General features: G+C 61.5%; 15 protein-coding genes, 2 tRNA genes and 1 pseudogene. 8 read left to right on the top strand and 10 right to left on the bottom strand.

Annotation, left to right across the window (positions count from 1 at the left end; translation table 11 throughout):
- Positions 1-407: pseudogene (locus NKH12_RS21245) on the bottom strand (calcium-binding protein); the annotation flags it as partial.
- A 411-nt stretch (positions 408-818) separates the two neighbouring features.
- On the opposite strand from NKH12_RS21245, the gene NKH12_RS21240 reads away from it, so the two are divergent.
- Both NKH12_RS21240 and NKH12_RS21235 read left to right on the top strand, forming a co-directional pair.
- Positions 819-1,583: a hypothetical protein gene (locus NKH12_RS21240; protein WP_352954926.1), complete on the top strand. Its 765-nt coding sequence runs from the start codon at positions 819-821 to the stop codon at positions 1,581-1,583.
- Positions 1,478-2,113 carry a hypothetical protein gene (locus NKH12_RS21235; RefSeq protein WP_352954925.1) on the top strand — a complete coding sequence of 212 codons (636 nt, stop codon included), beginning with the start codon at positions 1,478-1,480 and terminating at the stop codon, positions 2,111-2,113. The genes NKH12_RS21240 and NKH12_RS21235 overlap by 106 nt, the downstream gene beginning before the upstream one ends.
- A gap of 45 nt (positions 2,114-2,158) precedes the next feature.
- Here the strand turns inward: NKH12_RS21235 and NKH12_RS21230 are convergent.
- A tRNA-Asp gene (locus NKH12_RS21230) sits at positions 2,159-2,235 on the bottom strand.
- 215 nt (positions 2,236-2,450) lie between these two features.
- On the opposite strand from NKH12_RS21230, the gene NKH12_RS21225 reads away from it, so the two are divergent.
- The 5 genes from NKH12_RS21225 to nadE all read left to right on the top strand — a co-directional run bounded on the left by NKH12_RS21225 (position 2,451) and on the right by nadE (position 7,794).
- Positions 2,451-2,526: transfer RNA gene (locus NKH12_RS21225), tRNA-Val, on the top strand.
- Between the two features lie 472 nt (positions 2,527-2,998).
- On the top strand, positions 2,999-4,936 hold the full coding sequence (gene asnB / locus NKH12_RS21220; RefSeq protein ID WP_352954924.1) for an asparagine synthase (glutamine-hydrolyzing): 1,938 nt from the start codon (positions 2,999-3,001) through the stop codon (positions 4,934-4,936).
- A 23-nt stretch (positions 4,937-4,959) separates the two neighbouring features.
- Positions 4,960-5,220, top strand: a complete 261-nt coding sequence (locus tag NKH12_RS21215) for an acyl carrier protein (RefSeq protein ID WP_352954923.1) — start codon at positions 4,960-4,962, stop codon at positions 5,218-5,220.
- Between the two features lie 22 nt (positions 5,221-5,242).
- Positions 5,243-6,790 carry a class I adenylate-forming enzyme family protein gene (locus tag NKH12_RS21210; protein ID WP_352954922.1) on the top strand — a complete coding sequence of 516 codons (1,548 nt, stop codon included), beginning with the start codon at positions 5,243-5,245 and terminating at the stop codon, positions 6,788-6,790.
- Positions 6,787-7,794 (top strand): NAD(+) synthase, encoded by a 1,008-nt coding sequence (gene nadE, locus NKH12_RS21205; RefSeq protein ID WP_352954921.1) that lies wholly within the window; start codon positions 6,787-6,789, stop codon positions 7,792-7,794. Before NKH12_RS21210 ends, nadE begins: the two co-directional genes overlap by 4 nt.
- Before the next feature lie 32 nt (positions 7,795-7,826).
- Here nadE and NKH12_RS21200 read toward each other — a convergent pair whose 3' ends face one another.
- The 8 genes from NKH12_RS21200 to NKH12_RS21165 form a co-directional block, all read right to left on the bottom strand.
- Positions 7,827-8,942 carry a hypothetical protein gene (locus NKH12_RS21200; protein ID WP_352954920.1) on the bottom strand — a complete coding sequence of 372 codons (1,116 nt, stop codon included), beginning with the start codon at positions 8,940-8,942 and terminating at the stop codon, positions 7,827-7,829.
- A gap of 453 nt (positions 8,943-9,395) precedes the next feature.
- Positions 9,396-10,166 (bottom strand): SDR family NAD(P)-dependent oxidoreductase, encoded by a 771-nt coding sequence (locus NKH12_RS21195; RefSeq protein ID WP_352954919.1) that lies wholly within the window; start codon positions 10,164-10,166, stop codon positions 9,396-9,398.
- 13 nt (positions 10,167-10,179) lie between these two features.
- Positions 10,180-11,175, bottom strand: coding sequence for an ABC transporter permease (locus NKH12_RS21190; protein WP_352954918.1), 996 nt, complete (start codon positions 11,173-11,175; stop codon positions 10,180-10,182).
- 138 nt (positions 11,176-11,313) lie between these two features.
- On the bottom strand, positions 11,314-12,354 hold the full coding sequence (locus tag NKH12_RS21185) for a sugar ABC transporter substrate-binding protein (protein WP_077371631.1): 1,041 nt from the start codon (positions 12,352-12,354) through the stop codon (positions 11,314-11,316).
- Positions 12,355-12,393: 39 nt separating this feature from the next.
- Entirely contained in the window at positions 12,394-13,158 is a 765-nt protein-coding gene (locus NKH12_RS21180; RefSeq protein WP_352954917.1) for an ATP-binding cassette domain-containing protein, read from the bottom strand.
- A 17-nt stretch (positions 13,159-13,175) separates the two neighbouring features.
- Positions 13,176-14,342 (bottom strand): ROK family transcriptional regulator, encoded by a 1,167-nt coding sequence (locus tag NKH12_RS21175; RefSeq protein ID WP_352954916.1) that lies wholly within the window; start codon positions 14,340-14,342, stop codon positions 13,176-13,178.
- A 185-nt stretch (positions 14,343-14,527) separates the two neighbouring features.
- On the bottom strand, positions 14,528-15,817 hold the full coding sequence (locus NKH12_RS21170; protein WP_352954915.1) for a M23 family metallopeptidase: 1,290 nt from the start codon (positions 15,815-15,817) through the stop codon (positions 14,528-14,530).
- Positions 15,818-16,003: 186 nt separating this feature from the next.
- Positions 16,004-16,471, bottom strand: a complete 468-nt coding sequence (locus NKH12_RS21165; protein WP_352954914.1) for a peroxiredoxin — start codon at positions 16,469-16,471, stop codon at positions 16,004-16,006.
- Positions 16,472-16,566: 95 nt separating this feature from the next.
- Between NKH12_RS21165 and NKH12_RS21160 the strand changes: the two genes are divergently transcribed.
- Positions 16,567-19,950 carry a YhdP family protein gene (locus NKH12_RS21160; protein WP_352954913.1) on the top strand — a complete coding sequence of 1,128 codons (3,384 nt, stop codon included), beginning with the start codon at positions 16,567-16,569 and terminating at the stop codon, positions 19,948-19,950.
- Positions 19,951-19,975 lie beyond the last annotated feature (25 nt).

Genomic DNA, 19,975 nt, shown 5'->3' with positions numbered 1-19,975 from the left:
TAGTAATCGATCCCTGTGTTGGCAGGATTGTAGGTATTGGAATAATTCGAGTCTGTGTACGACCCCATGTCCATCAGGGTGATGAAAGTCTTGGCGCCCGGGAAATGGGAATGGATCCAGTCGGATTCCGCCTTCAGGTTGGCAGCGCTCACTTGGGTGTGATATCTGCCGGTGGGATCCGGCTCGTCAGTCAGGAAAAATCCTAAAACCTTCGGATTGCCGATGAGAGGTGTTACCTTGTCGATAAACGACTGGGTTACTCCATTGCTCTCGCCGAGCCAGATCAGGGCCTTCGAGCCATCCGGGAGCGCGTTGACCGATGACGCGTATTGAAGATCAACCAGATTGAAGCCATAGGCTTTGGCCTGGGCAGCTGAGGCGCCCCAGGTGAAGTGCATCGTGGCCATGCGAATATCCCTCGTGTGATTCGGGTAGCCCCGATTCCTGCCTACTCGGCGGTCAATATTAGCGCCAAATCAATTAGCGACACGTTACTGAGATCTTCGACGGACACCAATCGTCACGCTTTGACCCTAGGCGCTTCAACCCTGGGCGCTTCGGCGCGGCCATTGACCGGCAAGCGCCGACCCTGGTGTGACTAGCGCCGGAATTTTTCCGTCTCGGAAATGAAGCGCGTGAACTCGCGCTCGATCGCGAACACCGCCTCGTCTCTTGTGGCGGCCGATCCGCGCTGCCCGCCATGAAGTCGGAAGCGCGGATCCGACGTCGAGATTGACCAGGACCATGTCCCCGAGAGGGAACCCCACTGGTTCTTCCTGATGCGGCCGACTGATGATTGCAGGAAACCACCGGCAATTATGACCTGGTGGCGATCGACGCGTGGCAGGATCGCCGCTCTGGGCTTGCCGGAGCAGGATCCGGCGCGCAGTCTAGCGCCGAAATCGCAAAGGCGAGGCTGGCATCCCTTGGCTAAGATCAAGCTGAAGCACTACGTCATCCGCAAAGGCAAATACGGTTACTGGCTGCCGACGCCAAAGATGGTCGAGGCCGGCTTCGAATGCATTTCCTGCGGGCTCGACGGGCCGGACGCCTGGGCGATCGCCAAGGAATGGGAAGACCGATGGCAGGCGTTCCGCAAGGGCAGGGAGGTCCCCCGCCTCGACACATGGCCGAAGGATTCGATAGGCGATGCCTTCGCCCGCTATCGCCGCATGGAGGCATGGAAGAGCCGCCTGCCGCGCACGCGCGAGGACTGGGAACGCGGCTGGACCTTCATCGAGCCGTATTTCGCCGACCTGCCGCCGGCCGACATCACGCTCGAGCTGTTGGATGAATGGTATGCCCGGCTGCTGCGCGCCAAGGGCATCGACGTCGCTTATCGCGCTATGAAGACGTGGCGGGCGCTCTATAACGTCATGGCCGGCATGAAGCTCTGCGCGCCAAGGGCCGACCCGTCGCTCGCCATCCGCCGCAAGACGCCGAACCGGCGCACGCAGGTCTGGTCCGAGGGCGAGCGGTGCGCCTGGTCAAGGGCGCATGGCGCGCCGGCTACCGCGGCCTTGCCTGCATCATCGCCGTCGCATGGGACACCAGCTTCTCGCCGGTCGACGTGCGCACGCTGACGCCGGCGCAGGGCATGCAGACGGCGCAGGAGTGGGGTTTCCTGATCGAGCGCACCAAGAGCGGCGAGGCGGCGTTCGGCACGCTGTCGCCACGCACGCAAAGGCTGGTGCTGGCCTATGTCGAATCATTGGGCGTCACGCTGCTCGACGATGCGCCGATCTTTCGCTCGCGCGGCTTTGCACCAGGAGCGAAGGGCGGCCGGCCGCGCGCCGGCGTGCCTTACACGAAGGACTCCCTGGTCGACGACTTTGCCGACCTGCGCAAGCTGGTTTTCGGGGAAGGGGAGAAGCGTCGCCTCATGGACATGCGGCGATCAGGCGCGGTCGAGGCTAACGCCGGCGGCGCATCGGTCGAGGCGATCTCGGCCAAGATGGGCAACTCGATCGACGAGAACAAGGAGCTGCAGAAGACCTATATGCCAGTCAACCTGGCCGCCGTCCGTTCTGCAGATGCCTCGCGCCGCCAAGGCCGCAAACTGCTCGGCCAGGAACGCAACGAATACAAAAAGTTGAAACTTTCTGGAAAATGAAAGTTGAAACTTTTCAAGGGACGGTAGCTAACCCCTTGAAAGAAATGGCGCGAGTGACGGGGCTCGAACCCGCGACCTCCGGCGTGACAGGCCGGCACTCTAACCAACTGAGCTACACCCGCGCAAGACGAGCACGGTCAGCCGTGTTCGTCGTTGGGGCGGTGGATAAGGCGTAAGCCACCGGGTGTCAAGCGGAGCGCGACGGCATAACAGCAAACAGGAGAAGGTTTTTTGACAAGCCGAATTTTGTTGCCGAAAACGATCAACGGCGAGGGCATCGTGCGCTCATTTGGCCTTGCGAACCCCGTCCTAACTGCTTAAAGGTCCGGCCCGGAGCGGGCGATTAGCTCAGTTGGTAGAGCGCTTCGTTTACACCGAAGATGTCGGCGGTTCGAGCCCGTCATCGCCCACCAGAATAGCCGCTTGGTTTAGTTCCGCCGCTGATCGGCGTGCTTGCAAGGTCGACTTCGTCGATGTGACTAATTGCACCGACGATGCCGGGCCTCGTTATTTTCGACGGCGCGTATGAAGAATAACAGGCGCTCGCCAACTTCGGGGCAAATTAAGCGCTTTAGTTTCCGCACGTTTGTCGGGTCAGATCGGGGCGGCTCGGGATTGCAAAATCCATCGAGCGAACAAGCGATCTGTGACGGACCCACTGGGCCGGCCGTGGGCGGCAACGCGACTGCGCCGCCGTTGCTCGAACAAAAGTTGCGTTTCGCGTTGAAATATACTTCTCTATCTGGACGAGATAATAAATCTAAAAAAGTACCTTTGTTTTTTAATTATTGTTAACCACTGTGTTAGTCGAGGTTGTCCGGTTAACGCTTGAGGAAACTATTGAGGGTTATGTTTCGTACCTCGCTGATATATGAGTCTTAAGTAATGTGCGGTTTCGGGGGCTATTTCGGTTCGATCCGGGATGCGGAAGCTTTGCTTGCGCGCATGATTGCTGCGATCGCCCATCGCGGGCCGGATGAGCAAGGGAAATTTGTGTCACCCGACGCTGGGCTCGGGCATGCGCGGCTGTCCGTGATCGGGATCGGTGATGGCCAGCAGCCGATGTCCGACGTGTCAGGCAATTTGACGATTGCGTTCAACGGCGAGATTTTCAACTACCTGGAACTGCGCGAAGGGCTGATAGCCAAGGGCCGACGCTTCCGTACGTCGAGCGACACAGAGGTCATCCTGCACCTGTATGACGAGATGGGCGAAGACTGCCTGCCGCTTCTGAACGGCGATTTCGCCTTCGCGATATGGGACAACAGGCGTCGGCGTATGGTGCTTGCACGAGACCGGATGGGTGTCCGGCCGCTGTTCTACACGAACAAGGACGGCGTGCTTTACTTCGCGTCGGAGATCAAAGCCCTCCTGAAGGTCCCCGGTGTCTCGGCCGAGATCGATCCGATTGCACTCGACCAGATCTTTACGCTGTGGGCGCCGATCGCTCCCCGCACGGCTTTCCGCAATATCCACGAGCTGGAGCCGGCAAGCGTGATGATCGCGACTCAGGGGCAAATCACGGTCAAACGCTATTGGCACCTCGACTATCCGCATCGGGATGCGCCGTCGAAGGTCACGAACGAAGACGATGCGGCCGAGGAACTACAGGCCCTTTTGACCGATGCAGTAAGGCTTCGCATGCGCGCTGACGTGCCGGTCGGTTCTTATCTTTCGGGCGGGCTCGATTCATCCCTTGTCTCGGCGCTTGCCGCCGGCATGACCCCTCTCAAACTGCAGACATTTTCCGTGACGTTCGACAGCGCCGCGCACGACGAAAGCGCTTTCCAGACCGAAATGGCTTCAGCACTTGGCACCCATCATCGAACCATTGCCTGCCGTGCCGGCGATATCGCCGGTGTCTTCCCCGACGTCATCCGCTTTGCCGAGCGGCCGATCATCCGCACGGCTCCGGCTCCCCTCTATCAATTGTCCGGCCTCGTTCGCCAGGCCGGCCTGAAAGTGGTGCTGACTGGCGAGGGCGCCGACGAGGTCTTCGCAGGATACGATGTCTTCAAGGAAGCGCGTGTTCGCCGATTCTGCGGGCGGCAGCCGGCATCGCGCATGAGGCCGCAGCTGTTCCGCAGGCTTTATCCCTATCTGCCGGGTCTGCAGCAGCAGTCCGTGGAGTACCTAGCTGCGTTCTTCGGCGCCGGCAACACTACGCTAGACGATCCGCTGTTCTCGCACCGGCCGCGCTTCAAGACCACGGCGGCGGCGAAGATTTTCTTTTCCGGCGACCTGCGTGCGACGTTGAAGGGCTATGACGCGGCCGAGGAACTGGTCAGCCGGTTGCCCGAGGCATTTTCCCTGTGGCATCCACTGCATCAGGCACAATATCTCGAAACTGGCTTCCTTCTGCCGGGTTATATCCTCTCCAGCCAAGGTGATCGCATGGCGATGGCGCATGGTATCGAAGGACGTTTCCCTTTCCTCGATCCTCGTTTGGTGGAATTCGCGGCAAGACTACCGCCGGAGATGAAGCTGAAGGGATTGCTGGAAAAGCACATACTGCGCAAGGCAGCCAAGGACCTGCTTCCGACGGCGATCCGGGAGCGCACCAAACAACCTTACCGAGCCCCGGACGCCAGCTCCTTTGTTGGAGCTGGAGAACTGGATTACGTACGCGACTCCTTGAGCGAAGCGAGCATCGCTGCCGGCGGACTGTTCAACGCCAAGGCGGTTGCAAATCTTCATGAGAAATGCCGCACGCAGCCAGTATCTGGATTTCGCGACAACGCGGCCTTCGTCGGCATTTTGTCGACGCAGCTGTGGCAGAAGAATTTCACCGGCCAAGAGGTCGGTGCAGCAAAAGCAGCCTGAGAAATCCAGGGAAGGAAGAAAGAATGGCAACAATCAAGGATAAGGTCAGAACCTTTATCGTCGACAATTTCCTATTTGGCGATACGTCATACCAGCTGTCGGATACAGCCTCACTGATCGAGAACGACATCATGGACTCGACAGCCGTACTGGAACTCGTGGCTTTCATAGAGGACAATTTCGGCATCGCGATGGTCGATTCCGACATCGTACCGGCCAACCTTGATTCGATTGACCGCCTCTCGTCCTTCATCGCGGCGAAAGCAGAAGCGCTGGCAGCGTAGGTGCCCGCGGCGAGGAGCGTCCATGCGGATCGAACATTTTCTGGCCGCGAAGGCCGCTGCCCATCCCGCCAAAACGGCATTGATCACCAAGGACAGAAGGCTGAGCTTCGAAGAACTGGACGATCTTTCGAGCCGCCTGGCCGCCGCCCTTTTCATGAATGGCATCAGGCGCAACGACCGGGTCCTGATCTTCATGGACAATTGCTGGGAAGCTGCGGTTTCGATTTTCGCCGTCCTCAAGGCAGGGGCGACGTTCAGTCCGATCAACTCATCCACCAAGGCTGAAAAGCTTGCCTACATCATCGCTGATTGCGACGCTGCCGCGATCCTCACGCAGGCAAAACTGATGCCTGTGGTCGCTGAGGCGTGCGGATCGAGCGGCAAGACCGGCGTCTTCGTGGCTTCCACCACTGGTGCCGATAACCAATGCCCGGCTGGGGTGACGTCCCTGGCGGACTGCCTGACACTCGAAGCCGGGGAGATCGACCACCGCGGCATCGACGTCGATCTGGCCATGCTGATTTACACCTCAGGCTCAACGGGCCGGCCCAAGGGCGTGATGATGACGCACCGCAACTGCGACGCGGCCGCGGACTCGATCACCACCTATCTGCGCAACTCTCCAGACGACATCATTTTGAATGTTCTTCCCCTTGCCTTCGACTATGGCCTCTATCAGTTGCTGATGGCTGTGAGACTCGGCGCCACGCTCGTGCTCGAAAAGTCATTCGCTTTTCCGCAAGCGGTCTTCGAACGCATTCGCGAGGAGGGCGTCACCGGTCTTCCGCTCGTGCCGACGATGGCAGCGATGATCCTGCAGATGCGTGACCTGACGCCGGGCTTCCTGCCCAGCCTTCGCTATATTTCCAATACGGCGGCGGCCTTGCCGCAAGCGCACATAGAACGCCTGCGCTTCCTTTTTCCCGGTGTCAGGCTGTATTCGATGTATGGCCTGACGGAATGCAAGCGCTGCACCTATCTACCGCCCGAGGAACTCGATCGCCGGCCGGGATCGGTCGGAATAGCCATTCCGAACACCGAAGCCTTCGTCGTCGACGAGGACGGGCAACGAGTGCCATCCGGCGTTGCGGGTGAGTTGGTCATTCGCGGGCCGCATGTCATGCAGGGTTACTGGCGCAACGAAGCTGCAACCGAACGGACCCTGCGGCCAGGCCCGAACCCTTGGGAGAAGGTTCTCTATACCGGGGATCTATTCAGTACCGATGAGGATGGCTTTCTCTATTTCGTCGGGCGCAAAGATGACATCATAAAGACGCGGGGAGAGAAAGTGGCTCCGAAGGAAGTGGAAGCCGTGCTTCACGCCCATCCGGGCATCGCGGAGGCCGTTGTCGTCGGCGTGCCGGATCCGGTGCTAGGGCATGCCATCGGCGCACTCGTCATACGCTCGGACCCGACGCTCAGCGAAAAGGATGTCATGCGCCACTGCGCACGTCATCTTGAGGATTTCATGGTCCCCAAGGTTATCGAGTTCCGCTTGGAACTGCCGAAGACGGATACGGGCAAGATCAGCCGCCGGCTTGCTGCAGAGATGATGGAGGCCGCGCCATGAGTGTTCGCCCGACCCAAGACGCGCAGACCGTTCTGGCGCAAGCTCTGGCGATCGACCCCAGCGCCGAAACGGAGAGGATCGTGACGGCCTTGCGCAAGCAGTTGCGCGGCATTCGCAAGCGCGGCCTCACGCTCGGTCTTTCGGGCGGGATCGATTCAAGTGTCTCGGTGGCGTTGGCCGCGCGAGCCGTCGGGCCTCAGAATGTATTGTGCCTCTTCATGCCGGAAAACGATTCCGATCCGGAAAGTCTGCGGCTCGGCCGCCTTGTCGCCGACACTTTCGGTGTCGAGGCTATTGTGGAGGATATCGGGCCGACCCTGCGCGCCATGGGCTGCTACCAGCGTCGCGACGCTTTCATCCGCGAACTGGTCCCGGAATACGGCGAAGGCTGGGCCTCGAAGATCGTGATTGCGAACGCCCTCGAGAGTGAGGGCTACAATATTTCGTCGCTGGTGGTGCAGGACCCCAATGGCAAGCAGACCAAAATAAGAATGCCGCTCCCAGTCTATCTCGGGATCGTCGCCGCCACCAACATGAAACAGCGCACGCGGAAGCAGATCGAATACTATCATGCCGACCGCCTGAACTTCGCCGTTCTTGGAACGCCCAACCGGCTGGAATACGATCAGGGCTTCTTCGTCAAGAACGGTGACGGCGCGGCGGACGTCAAGCCGATCGCCCACCTCTATAAAACGCAGGTTTACGCGCTGGCGGCCTATCTCGGTGTTCCCGAGGAAATCCGCAACCGGCCGCCGACCACCGATACCTATTCGCTGGCACAGACGCAGGAGGAGTTCTACTTCTCGCTTCCCTATGACCGGATGGATATTTGCCTTTGCGGCCTCAATAAAGGCGTGCCGGCCGAAGTGGTGGGGCAGGCGGCGGGACTAGACGCCTCACAAGTGGAACGCGTCTGGGCCGACATCACCGCCAAGCGCAAGGCGACGCGCTATCTGCACCTGCCTCCGCAACTTGTCGATGAAGTCGAGGAAGTCGATACCTGACCTGCCTCTCCAACCTAGCCACGGCGAGCGCTTCAGGTGAAGCGGCCGCCGATCAGCCGGCTCCACTGCTCACCCGCAAGCCCGTTCAGGAAAGCTTGAGAGTTCTTCATGGCATCCAAAAGCTCTGGATCGCGTGAATGCACTACGGTCGAGGCAACAGTTAGGAAAGCTATGCGTCGCCCAAGCATTGCTTCCAGAAGTGCGGGTTGAATCCGTCCGCGCAGGCCGCTGACGCCGCGTACGGCGGCATGATCGACCAGACAGTCGATCACCGAACCTGCCTGACCGGGAAGTGCGAGGATCTGCAGCACGCGACCGATTCCACCCACCCTTGCGTAATAGGCGAATGCGCCGACATTGGTGCCGACTGGCGATGTCACGGAAACGTAGACAAGCTCGCCCAGATCCGGCTTTTGTGCCGCATCGATCAGAATATGATGGAGCTGGCCTTCCGCCCACTTTGGGCGCAGGGCGAACTGGGCGGTCAACGGTTCGACGAGTTTGGCAAATGCGTCGCTGTCGATTTCGGATGTCCGAAAGGCTCCATGACCTGCGCCGTCCGCCGCCACACCGGACCAGCGTCGTTCGCTGGACTTCATTCGACTGCAATAAAATCGGTCGAGGGCATGCGCAAACGGACCGAACATTCGGACAAGCTTCATGCGACTGGCAGAAAGGCTGAGCACAAAGCTCGCCGGCCGCATCACGCGTACCCAGTCGAGACTGTATTGCGGCAGGACCACGCCGCGCAGCCGTGTCCACAACCTTGCGGAGATGTCGTTGGCCGTCTCGCTGAAGGAGATATCCTGCGGACCATCCAGGTAAGCCTTCAACAAGCGAGCACCGGCCATCGGGTCGCGCTCATGATCCTCGACCATGAGCGAGCTGCAAATGGCGGCGTGTAATTGTCGGCCGTTGAATTGCATCGGCAACACGTGAACGCCGACAAACCCCGAGACACGGCCGGCGTCGTTGACATGGACGAGCGACCGGAGCTCGCCTCCGCAACCGGGCGCCTCCAGATAAAACCTTTTCATGTATTCGATGAGCGAGGCAGGCGCTTCGGTCCGCTCTTTGCGCAGCACGCGTTGAAACATGGCCGCGACTGCCGGAAGATCGGCACCTTCCAGGGCGCGAATGACGCTCAAGCCCGGCTCCCAGCACCGGAGTCCCGGCGTTTCCAGACCATGGCAAGGCCAGGCTTCCCATCGGCCATCGCGGCCAACGTCAGGTGTTCGTAGCGGTGCAATCTCGACCAGTTGCAATCGCTCAGGTGGCCGAAAGGAGAGCGGTAATGCTGCGGCAAGGTAGGCCCTTTGCGTGATCATGAAAACGAGCGTCGTTGCTGTTACCAACTCCGGGTAAACCGATGTTAAAGTATTGGTAGCGAATCGAGTTTTATCGACGCGGTTCGCACCTTGTTTCGTTGGCGCCGCGGCACGTCTGGCGAGGCCTCAGCCTCGCAACTTTCGGTGCGAAACCAAGTCGCTTTGGCCACGATCCTTGCCCGCGTCGCCGGTTTTGAGACGAATCATGGCAAGTGCTGCATGATCGGCCGCTGCTGCCTGGTGCAAGAAAAAAACCGGCGCCGAAATCGAGTATCATGGCGGATGGAGCCGGAAATCCTTGCCTTCGGGCAGCAGCTGCCCGCCGTCGACGATTATGGTCGTGCCGGTGATGTAGCTGGCGTCGTCCGAGGCCAGGAACAGGAAGGCATTGGCCACGTCGCGCGGGCTGCCGAGGCGGCCGAGCGGTATGGAGTCCTCCATGTTCTTTATATAGGCGGCGCCGCGATGCAGCTGGATTGCTTCGGTGAGGATATTGCCTGGCTCGACGCCGTTGACCGTGATGCCATAGCCCGAGAATTCGAGAGCGGCTGAACGGATCAGGCCGTTGATGCCGGCCTTGGTCGCCGAATAGTGGCCGTGACCAGGGCTGGTGACGTGCGGACCGGTGATGGAGGAGGTGAACAGCATGCGGCCAAAGTGCTGCGCCTTCATAGGAACAAGCGCGGCACGGGCGGCATTGAAGCTGCCGCGCAAATTGACCGCCATGACACGGTCCCAGTCCTCCGGACTGGTGTTTTCCAGCAACTGCCACGGATAGATGCCGGCATTCTGGACCATGATGTCGAGACGGCCGTGATGTTCGAGCGCCAGCGCAACGGCGGCCTCCGCATCGGCCATCTGCGAGATGTCGGTGCGGATGAAGGCAGCGCCGAGCTCGTCCGCGGCCGCTTGCCCGGCCTCGACCTCGGTATCGGCCAGGACCAGCTTCGCGCCCTCTTCGGCAAAGCGCTGTGCGATGCCCTTACCGATGCCGCGCGCACTGCCGACGATCAGCGCGATCTTGTCTTTGAGACGCCCGGTCATGCCAGCCCCCCTCTCATGCCAGTCTTTGGCGAATGGTTTGCTTGAAAGCGTCGAGCAGCACGGCGGCAAGCACGAGCAGGCCGTGGATCACCTGGGTGAAGTTGGCCGGCAGGCCCATGAGGTTGATCGCCGTGTTGATGGCCGACAGCAAAAGCACGCCTGCATACACGCCGGGCAGGGTGCCGACGCCGCCCTTCAGGCTGACGCCGCCGATGACGACGGCGGCGAACGCGTTGAATAGCAGGCCGACGCCGAGATTGGCGGTGGCGCCGGAGGTGCGGATCGCCAGCAGCCAGCCGGCAAGGCCGGCGATGGCGCCGGCGAGAACGAAGGCAATGACGAGGTTGCGGTTGACGCGGATGCCGGCGCGGAAGGTTGCGGTCTCGTTGCCGCCGATCATGACGAGATGCCTGCCGAAGGGGGTCTTGGCCATGATCAGCGAGAAGACCACGAAACACGAAATGGCGATCCAGGCGGTGAGCGGCAGGCCAAGAAGGCGCTGAATGCCGAACCAGCGGATTGCCGGCGCAAGATCCTGTGCGGAGCGGCCGCCGGAAATAACCAGCACGAGGCCGCGCACCCAGATGTAGGACGCCAGCGTGATGATGAAAGCACTCATCTTCACCTTGACGACCAGGTAGCCGTTGATGACGCCGATGATGCCGCCGACAGCGAGGGCAATAAGCAGAGAAACCGGAACCATCAGCCATTCCGGATGCAATTGGACGCCAAGACCGATGCCCGCCGAGCAGAACAGGATACCGACCGCCATCGCACTGAGCGCCGCCACGGATTCGACCGACAGGTCCATATGGCCGGTGATGATGACCAGCGCCAGGCCGATCGACATGACGCCAAGCACGCTCGACGCCTCTATGATGTTGGCGAAGATGCCGAGCTGGAAATAGTTCGGAATGGAGATGGAGAAGACCACCAGCACGACGACCAGCATGAACCAAACGAGGTTGTCGAGCACGAACTCGAGGGCGTGGCGCGTGCGAGGATTCATGTGCTGATCCGTCTAGCGCATCGATTCTCGGAAAGGATCATGCGCGGATTGAAAATTGCTGCAGATTCCCTTGCTCGTCCGTTCGAACGCGCCGGTTGGGCTCCGGGCCAGCGTGGCCCGAAGCCCTAGGCGACTTTGCTATTCGACCGGCTTCACGGTGCCCGAGGGCGGCTTCAGATTGCCCCAGAAGGCCGGGTTGTCGACGTTTTCCTTGGTGATCGCAGCGCCGGGGATCTTGATGTTCGGTCCCCAGGCTTCAATGGTCACGGTCGACTTCAGGCCGAGCACGTCGTACTCGCCCGGCTTGATCTCCTGCTTGTTGACGACCTTGTCCATGAACATGGCGACGGCGGCGGCCTGAGCGTAGAGCGGCTGCTCGACTTCGACGTTGAGCCAGCCCTTGCGGATCAGGTCGAGGCCGACCGGCGCACCGTTCGAGCTCATCAGCATGACGTCGCCCGGCTTCTTGCCAGCGGCCTCGAGCGAGGCGACGGCGGCGACCGAGAGGTGCGCCGCATGGCTGAAGATCAGGTCGATATCAGGATTGGCGAGCATCTGGTCGTTGACGATGGTTCCGGCTGCATCCGCCGCCCATTGCATGGCTGGAACCGAGATGATCTTGACGTCCGGGAACGCCTTCATCTTCTCCTCGAAACCCTTCTGGATGTCGAGCGTGTAGGGGTCGCCGGGATCGCCGAGCACCTGGAGGATCTTGCCTTTCACCGATCCGTGCTTCGCCTTCAAGAGCTTCTCGGCCTGATCGGCGGCAATCTGGCCGATCTCGACCGTTCCCGCCACCGAAGTGAAGTCGGACGGTGTCGAGGTGATCTGGCGGTCGAACTCGACCACCGGGATGCCGGCGGCGCGGGCGGCTTCGATAGACGGCTTCAACGCATTGAAATCGACGGCAGCGAGAATGATCGCCGACGGCTTGAGCGCGATAACGTCGTTCATTTGCGATTGCTGAGCGTCGGTCTTGTTATCGGCGTTCAGCGTCTTCATCTCGTAGCCGACCTGCTTCAGGAACATCTCCAGAGCGCTCACCGAGCCGGTCTGGAATTCGTCGAGCAATGTCGGCACCAGGTAGTAGACGGTGCCCTTGGACTGGGCGAATGCCGGCGTGAGCGTGGCAAAGGCCAGTGCCAGGATACCGAAGACGGAAAGAAGTATTTTCTTCATGTCGTTCGCTCCTCTTGCGCCGGACCCCTCGTTTGTCCCTCAGCCTGCCGGTCCGGCACCGGCGAGCGTCTCTCCGGTGATCATGTTGATCACCGCGTCGGGACTTGTTTTGTTGCGCGCGACATCGCCCGCCACGACGCCTTGCCGGATCACCACGATCCGGTCGGCGACCTGGAAGGCTTGCTGCATGATATGGGTGATGATGACGACGCCGATACCTTGGCTGGCCACCTGACGGATCATGTCGAGACCGCGCCGCGTCTGCTCGACACCGAGTGCTGCGAACGGCTCGTCGAGAAGCACGAGCTTGCCGCCAAAATGCACAAACCGGTTAAGCTCGATCGCCTGCCGCTGGCCGCCCGAGAGGTGCTCGACATTGGTCCTGAGCGATGGGATGCGCGTGCCGGCGCTGGCCAGCGCCTTTTCGACCACCTTCTCCATGGCGGGTTCGTCGAGCACGGGAACGCCAAGAAATTTCCTGGTGATCTCGCGGCCCATGAAGAAATTGGCGACCACGTCGACATTGGTGCAAAGCGAGAGGTCCTGGTAGACGGTCTCGATCCCCGCGGCCTTGGCCTCGGCGGGAGATTTGGCGAGGAATTCCTTTCCCTCGAACAGCATGCGACCGGAGGTCGGCTCCAGGCCTCCGGCGATGATCTTGACCAGTGTCGATTTGCCGGCGCCATTGTCGCCCAGAAGCGCCACCACCTCGCCCTTGCCGATCGAGAAGCTGATGCCCTTTAGCGCTTCGATCGCGCCATAGTTCTTGGCGACGTTGTCGAGCACCAGCAGAGGTTCACTCATGCCAGGCTGAGCTCCGCTCATGCCGCGATCCCCTTGCCTTGCAGGATATCTCGCCCGCGTTCGCGCTCGGCGGTGAATATCTGGCCGAAGCGTGGCGAAAGCACCCCTGAGACGGCAAGCGCTGCGGCACCGCGCAACACCGCATGCTGGCCGCCGCGTGCAACGGTGACACGCGGCGCCGTGCGGTCCTTTCGCGCCGAGATCGAGTTGGGAAGGTTCGCAACCGAACCGGACAGCCGTTCAAGTAAATCGGTGGAGGCCAATCCGCCGAGGATGATGGTTTCGGGATCGAACAGGTTCTCGATGATGGTGATGGCGTTGCGGAAGATCGGCCCGACTTCATCAACCCAATCAGCGTCGCTGATGTTCCGGCGCCGCAGCGCCTCGAGCGAGAGGTATCTTTCGAGGCAGCCGCGATTGCCGCAGGGGCACGGCTCGCCACCCGGCACGACAGGAATGTGTCCGATTTCGCCGGCATTTCCCCAGGCGCCGCGCAGCGCGCTTCCGTCATGAACCATGACGCCGCCAAGACCGACACCAAAATAGAGATAGTAGTATTCGGAATATCCCGTCCCGAGGCCATACAGGCGCTCGCCCATTGCCGCGGCCGCCATGTCGGTCTCAAAGAACGCGGGCAGCCCGGTCGATGCCTCCAGCCGTTCTCGAAGCGCTACGTCCTTCCAGCCGGTCATCGTCGTCGGGCCGATAAAGCTCATCGACTCCACGCCGAAAGGGCCGGGCAGAGCCATGCCTATGCCGAGAACGCGACCGCCAGGCCGCAGTCGGGTCAATTCAAGCACCATCGCGCCGATCAGATCGAAGGCATGGTCGGGCGTTGCGTTGGGGGCCTCGCGGTAGGTGCTCTCGATCACGTCTCCGCTCAAATTGATCAGCGCCGCATTGATTCCCAGCGGGGTGACATGGATGCCGACGGCATAGCCGCCCTCCGGGTTGATCCGCAGGGTCGCCGGGGGCAGCCCGCGCCCCCGCGGCTCTTCGCGCATGGACAGAACGTAGCCGTGTTCTTCCAGCTCGCGAACGATGGTCGATACCGTTTGCACGGTGAGCCCGACCCCCCTGGCAATGTCGCCGCGGGCGATCGGACCGTGAAGGCGGATGGATTCGAGGACGATGCGCCTGTTGTAAGGCCGCCCGAATTCCTGATTGGTCCCTCGCAGTGCCATGTCTTGCGTCCCTAGGAGGCATGAGGTTCGCACCGAATATTTATTCAGTCAAATGGAATTCAAAAATAATAAATGACTTCCGCGCATGATGCGTCGGTGGGTTCACCAGCGACAAGGAGCAGGAGCAGAGGCCGTTATCAGATGGAAAACGGCCAGATCTGTCTTAATGAAGAAGATGTCGGGCTTCAGAGATACCGCGCGACCTTCTTGCCGACCCTCAGGAAGCGCAGCGGGTCGATGGCTTCGCCATTGTGGCGGATCTCGTAGTGCAGATGCGGGCCGGTCGAGCGGCCGCTGCTGCCGGTCTTGCCGATGACGTCGCCGGCGTTGAGCCTCTTGCCGACGGTCACGTTGATTTTGCTGAGATGCCCATAGCGCGTCGCAAAGCCGTTGCCATGGTCGACCTCGACCATGCGGCCATAGCCGCCGTTCCAGCCGGCCTTGACGACGACGCCGGGCGCCGTCACCTTGGCGGGCATTCCGGTCGGCGCCCTGAAATCCATCCCCGAATGCAGCGCGGCGGTGCCGAGCAGCGGGTCGGTGCGCACGCCGAACGGGCTGGTGATCGAGCGACCGGGGGCGGGATTGGCAAGCGGCAGCCGTCGCGCCTCCGTCTTCAGACGATCGAGCGCGTCCAGCGCCTCGTCGAGCTCTCTAACCTTGCTGTCGAACGTCATCGAACTGTCGAGTGGTATCAGCGGACCGCCGGCATCGCTCTTGCCGAAATCGCTGTCGACCGGCAGGCCAGCCGCCTCGAGTGCCTGAGAAATTGCATCGGCGTTTTTGTAGGCGTTGTCGGCAAGCGTGGTGATGCGGGTGAGCTGCTGGCTCTCTATCGCCTTGAGCGACTCGTTGATCGACACGAACAGTCTGTCGGCACGATCGGCCGCCGTATCGCTCGGCAGCGGATCGGAGCGGGTCGACCACAGAGAGAAGGGCCTGGTATCGCCGGCGCCAAGGTTGGCGCCGATGCTGGCAACCGAATAGGACTGCGGCTGGGCGTCGGTCACGTCGGCGCGTTTTTCCGACTTTGCCGACGCAGCAGTGCCTGCGGCAGGTGGCGTTCCAACGTCGCTCTCGCCGCGTTCGAGGAGCGGGCCGAGGCGGCCATGGCGCAGGCTGAGCTGGGTCTGTCGTTCCAGCAGTTCGCCAACTTTGGTTTCCATGAGCTGCTGGTCGAGAAGCTGGCGGCTGGTGATCCGGTCGACCTGGGCGCGCAGTGCGGAGATGCGGTCCTCATAGGCCTGCTGCATGCGCGCCTGCCGTGCCGTGGTCGCGCCGATCAGGTCGTCGCGCAGCACGAGATAGGAGGTCGCCAGCAGGTAGCCTATGGCCATCGCCGCCAGCGCGGAGCCGCAAAATGCGGCAACCCATGGACGTATGGTGAAATGCCTGATCTCGTTGCCCCGGGCGATAATGACCGTGTGGGGCTCCTTGCGCCTGCCGAAGACCGTTGACTGACTGGCTACGTTCACGGGACCAAGCTTTCGTTACGATACCAACGACAAGCCTGATTACACATCATTAAGGTTAACGGTCGGTTGCTGGCGCCCAGCTCCTTGCAGCCCATGGGTTGCAGCTGGATTGGCATGAGGGCATGAGGCGCAGGCTTCAGCGCTTCATGCCTCACATGGGCTCTCAGCCCACAGCCAACGTCGCTATCAGAGCGCGCGGACGGCCTCCAGCACCGCCTCGGCATGGCCTTCGACTCGTACGTTCCGCCATATCTTGGCAATCCGTCCGTCGCTGCCGATCAGGAACGTTGCGCGCTCTACGCCCATATAGCGGCGGCCATAGAGCTTCTTCTCGACCCACAGATGATAGGCTTCGATCACCTTGCGCTCCTCGTCGGCGACAAGGTCGATGGTCAGATCGTATTTTGATTTGAATTTGTCGTGTTTTCGGACGCTGTCCGGCGACAGGCCGATGACGGCGGCGCCGAGCTTTTCGAACTCCGGCTTCAACTGCGAAAAGCCGATCGCCTCATTGGTACAGCCTGCGGTGTCGTCTTGCGGATAGAAGTAAAGCACGACCGGCTTTCCCAGCAATGACGCGAGGCTGAGCGAGCCGCCGCCGTCGCGGGGAAGGTCGAACTGCGGCGCAAGGTCGCCGACGTCGAGATCAGCCATATCGATGCCCTTGTTTGAGGTTACGCGCGAAGCCTCATCGATATATTGTCGCACCGGGATTCGTCCACGGTCGAGTTCGTTCAACGGAAAATTGTGTGGATCAGGAGCAGCCGCAGCACGAGAAGATCAGATTCAGGCGTGATGAGATCACCGACCTGGCTGCCTTCCCGTCCGCGTGCCGCGTACCGCCGCTCGGCCAGGCGTCGATCGGCCGCGGCGTTCGTATTCTTGCGCGGCTGTTTGCCGGCCTTGTGGTGCTCGTGCTGCTGGCCATCGCCGCTGTGTATGCGATCGGCATGTCCGGTTTCGGCGCCGAGCGGCTGCGGGCGGAAGCGGAAACGGCCATCGAGAAATTGGCCGGCGTCGATGTCGATGTTGCGGTCGGGCCGGCCGGTCTCACGCTCGACGGATCGAGCTTCATCGCGCTGCAGGTCAGCGACGTCAGCCTCAAGACCGCCGACGGCAAACCGATGGCCGATGCTGGCCGTGTCCGCTTCGGCATACGGCTGATACCGCTGCTTTCGGGCGAGGTGCGGCTTACCAGCGCCAGGATTTCCGACGCGCGCATCGTGATGGCGGCGCTGCCGTCGGGTGGCGACTGGACGGCGGCGCTGCGCAATGACGACGGCCTCATCGATCCGGAAAGACTGGCCGGCACGGTCTTTGCCAGCATCAACCATGCGCTCGATGCAGTACGGGAGGATTCGATGCGCCGGATCGACCTCCGCAATGTCGACATCGTTCTGCCCGAGGCTGGGTCGGTCGAACTGGTCAGGATCACTGACGCCACCGTTGCGCAGTCGGGGCCGGGCGGCATGGAGTTCTCATCCAACGCGGATATCGACGGCAAGGCACTCGCCATCGCCGCCTCAGCCACTCGCGATACGACGACGCGGCGCGTGACGGCGTTGGATGCCAGCGTCGAGATGGCGAAGGTTAACGACGCTGCGGCAGCGCCAGGTGGGACGCTGGGCGCGATTGCCTTGAAGCTGGCGGGTTCGGAAGGATCCAGCGAGAACGCGTCGCGGCTGACGGCCTCGCTGTCGTTCGCCGGTTCCGTGCTCGATCTCGGCCCGCGTGGCTCGCTTCCAGCAGACGTCGATCTCGATGCCACGCTTGTCGCCGGTTCGAACAAGATCCAGGTCGACAAGCTGCTGTTGAAAACCGGTCGCTCGATTTTCAATTTCGCCGGTTCGATTGGACCGAAGCCTGCGACAGGGACAGCGGGCGAGGAGCCATCCTACCGCTACGACCTGACCAGCGACGGCTCGACGCTGTCGCCTTCGGAATCGTCGGAACCCGCGCTCGATTTCATTGCCCGCGTCGCCGGCGTCTACCAGACCAGGAGCCGCAAGCTCGTGGCCGAGCAGATCGGGATCAGGTCGGGATCCGCCAGCGAGGCGCTGGGCACGGCCTCGGTCGAATTCGCTAGGGGAAAGGCGCCAGGCATATCCGTAGCTTTCAATGTCCACGATATGCCGGTCTCGCACGTCAAGCAGTTGTGGCCCTGGTTTTCCGCGCGAAACGCTCGCCTTTGGGTACTGAAGAACCTGTTCGGCGGCCGTGTCGTCGATGGCAGCCTGCAGTTCCAGGTCGTGCCCGGGCGTCTTGGCAACGGGATCCCGCTTTCGTCCGATGAAGTGTTCGGCCGGTTCCAGATCGAAGGATCACGCTTCGATACGGCCGGCCACATCCCGCCGATACGCGATGCCGTCGGCGTCGCCGAATTCCACGGCAACGACGTCGACATCGCCTTGTCCTCGGGCAATGTCTATATGGGCAGTGGTCGCACGGTGGCGGCAAGCAACGGCACGATGACGATCAAGGCGGCGAACCGCCCGCCGGTGATCGGCGCGCTCGATATCGACGTCGCCGGGGAGGCGTCCGCAATCGCTGAGCTCGCCTCCTATGACCCGATTAATGCCATGCGTCACGTCGGCCTGCTGCCGGACGACCTGTCCGGCACGGTGTCCGGCCATGTCAAGGCGGACATTCCGCTGCAGTCCGGCGTCGACAGCTCGAAACTCGATTGGCTGGTGACGCTCGATTACAAAGGCCTGTCGCTGGGCAAGCCGTTCGAAGACCAGACGGTGACGGACGCCGATGGTTCGATCACGGTCGAACCCGAGAGGGCCGTGATATCAGCCAAGGCGTTGCTCAACGGCATTCCAGCCGAACTCGACCTGATCGAACCGCTTAGGGATGGCGGACCGCCACGCAGCCGGAAAGTGGCGCTGGTGCTTGACGACAAGATTCGTGCAGCCGCCATGCCTGGCCTGTCGGCGCTGCTTTCCGGAACCATCAAGGTTGAGATCGACAAGAGCGGCACGGGCAACGAGACTGTTTCGGCGGACCTGACCAATGCCAGGCTGGGCATTCCGTGGGCAGGCTGGAGTAAGGGACCCGGCATTCCAGCCAATGTCACATTTGCCATGGCCAAGTCCGGCGACACCACGACGCTGTCCGACTTCCACTTGAATGGAAAGACTTTTTCGATCGACGGCGGCGTGGTGCTGGTCAACGGCGCCCTGTCCACGGCGCGGTTCAGCAACGTCAAGTTGAACCGGGGAGACGACGTTGCCGTCTCGGTGAAACGATCGGGCAAGGGCTATACAATCGACATCGCCGGCAACGCGCTGGACGCGCGCTCCCTGATTAAGCAATTCACGTCCGATGTTGACACCGCCACCAAGGCCACGGGTTCCGACGCGATTTCGGTGAGCGCCGATGTCAATTCCCTGACCGGCTTCCACAACGAGACACTGTCGAAGCTGAAGCTCGACTACAGCGCCGCCGGTTCCAGGGTGAACGGGCTCAAGGTGAGCGCCACGGCAAGTTCGGGTGCTGCCATAAGCATCAGCAATACTACCGGCGCCGGCAGGCGCGCCCTCAACGTGACGTCGGCCGATGCCGGCGCCATCCTGCGGTTCCTCAACATCTACGAGCATATGGAGGGCGGTTCGATCACGCTGGCGCTTGCCGGGGCAAGCGATGGGCCGATGAGGGGTCAGGTCGACTCGCACAACTTCTTCGTGGTCAACGAGCCGAAACTCGCCTCGCTCGTATCGACGACGCCGGCGGGCGACAGCCGCAGCCTCAACGAAGCTGTCAAAGCCAACATCGACACATCGAGAGTGAAGTTCGAGCGCGGCTTTTCCGAGATCGAAAAGGGCGCCGGCTATCTGAAGCTCGCTAATGGCATGCTGCGCGGCCCGCGGATCGGCACCACCTTCCAGGGCACGCTCTACGACCAGAACAACAATATGGACATGACCGGCACCTTCATGCCGGTCTATGGCCTCAACCGCATCTTCGGCGAACTGCCGCTGTTCGGCGCGCTGCTCGGCAATGGCCGCGATCGCGGCCTGATCGGCGTGACCTACCGGCTCAGGGGCGATGCCAACAAGCCGAAACTGGACGTCAATCCGCTATCGGTGATCGCCCCCGGAATATTCAGGTCGATCTTCGAGTATCGGTGAGGTCGAAACCCAATCACTTCGAGCG

This window comes from Mesorhizobium sp. M1322 (genome assembly GCF_040318085.1).
Lineage (GTDB): Bacteria > Pseudomonadota > Alphaproteobacteria > Rhizobiales > Rhizobiaceae > Mesorhizobium.
Note: the sequence above shows the minus strand (reverse complement) of the source record. Positions and strands in the feature narration are given on the sequence as shown.

Coding starts and splice junctions, on each gene's coding strand:
- nadE (WP_352954921.1), top strand. CDS start 6,787: ATGAGTGTTCGCCCGACCCAAGACGCGCAGACCGTTCTGGCGCAAGCT.
- NKH12_RS21195 (WP_352954919.1), bottom strand. CDS start 10,166: ATGACCGGGCGTCTCAAAGACAAGATCGCGCTGATCGTCGGCAGTGCG.
- NKH12_RS21185 (WP_077371631.1), bottom strand. CDS start 12,354: ATGAAGAAAATACTTCTTTCCGTCTTCGGTATCCTGGCACTGGCCTTT.
- asnB (WP_352954924.1), top strand. CDS start 2,999: ATGTGCGGTTTCGGGGGCTATTTCGGTTCGATCCGGGATGCGGAAGCT.
- NKH12_RS21190 (WP_352954918.1), bottom strand. CDS start 11,175: ATGAATCCTCGCACGCGCCACGCCCTCGAGTTCGTGCTCGACAACCTC.
- NKH12_RS21215 (WP_352954923.1), top strand. CDS start 4,960: ATGGCAACAATCAAGGATAAGGTCAGAACCTTTATCGTCGACAATTTC.
- NKH12_RS21165 (WP_352954914.1), bottom strand. CDS start 16,471: ATGGCTGATCTCGACGTCGGCGACCTTGCGCCGCAGTTCGACCTTCCC.
- NKH12_RS21210 (WP_352954922.1), top strand. CDS start 5,243: ATGCGGATCGAACATTTTCTGGCCGCGAAGGCCGCTGCCCATCCCGCC.
- NKH12_RS21180 (WP_352954917.1), bottom strand. CDS start 13,158: ATGAGTGAACCTCTGCTGGTGCTCGACAACGTCGCCAAGAACTATGGC.
- NKH12_RS21175 (WP_352954916.1), bottom strand. CDS start 14,342: ATGGCACTGCGAGGGACCAATCAGGAATTCGGGCGGCCTTACAACAGG.
- NKH12_RS21240 (WP_352954926.1), top strand. CDS start 819: ATGACCTGGTGGCGATCGACGCGTGGCAGGATCGCCGCTCTGGGCTTG.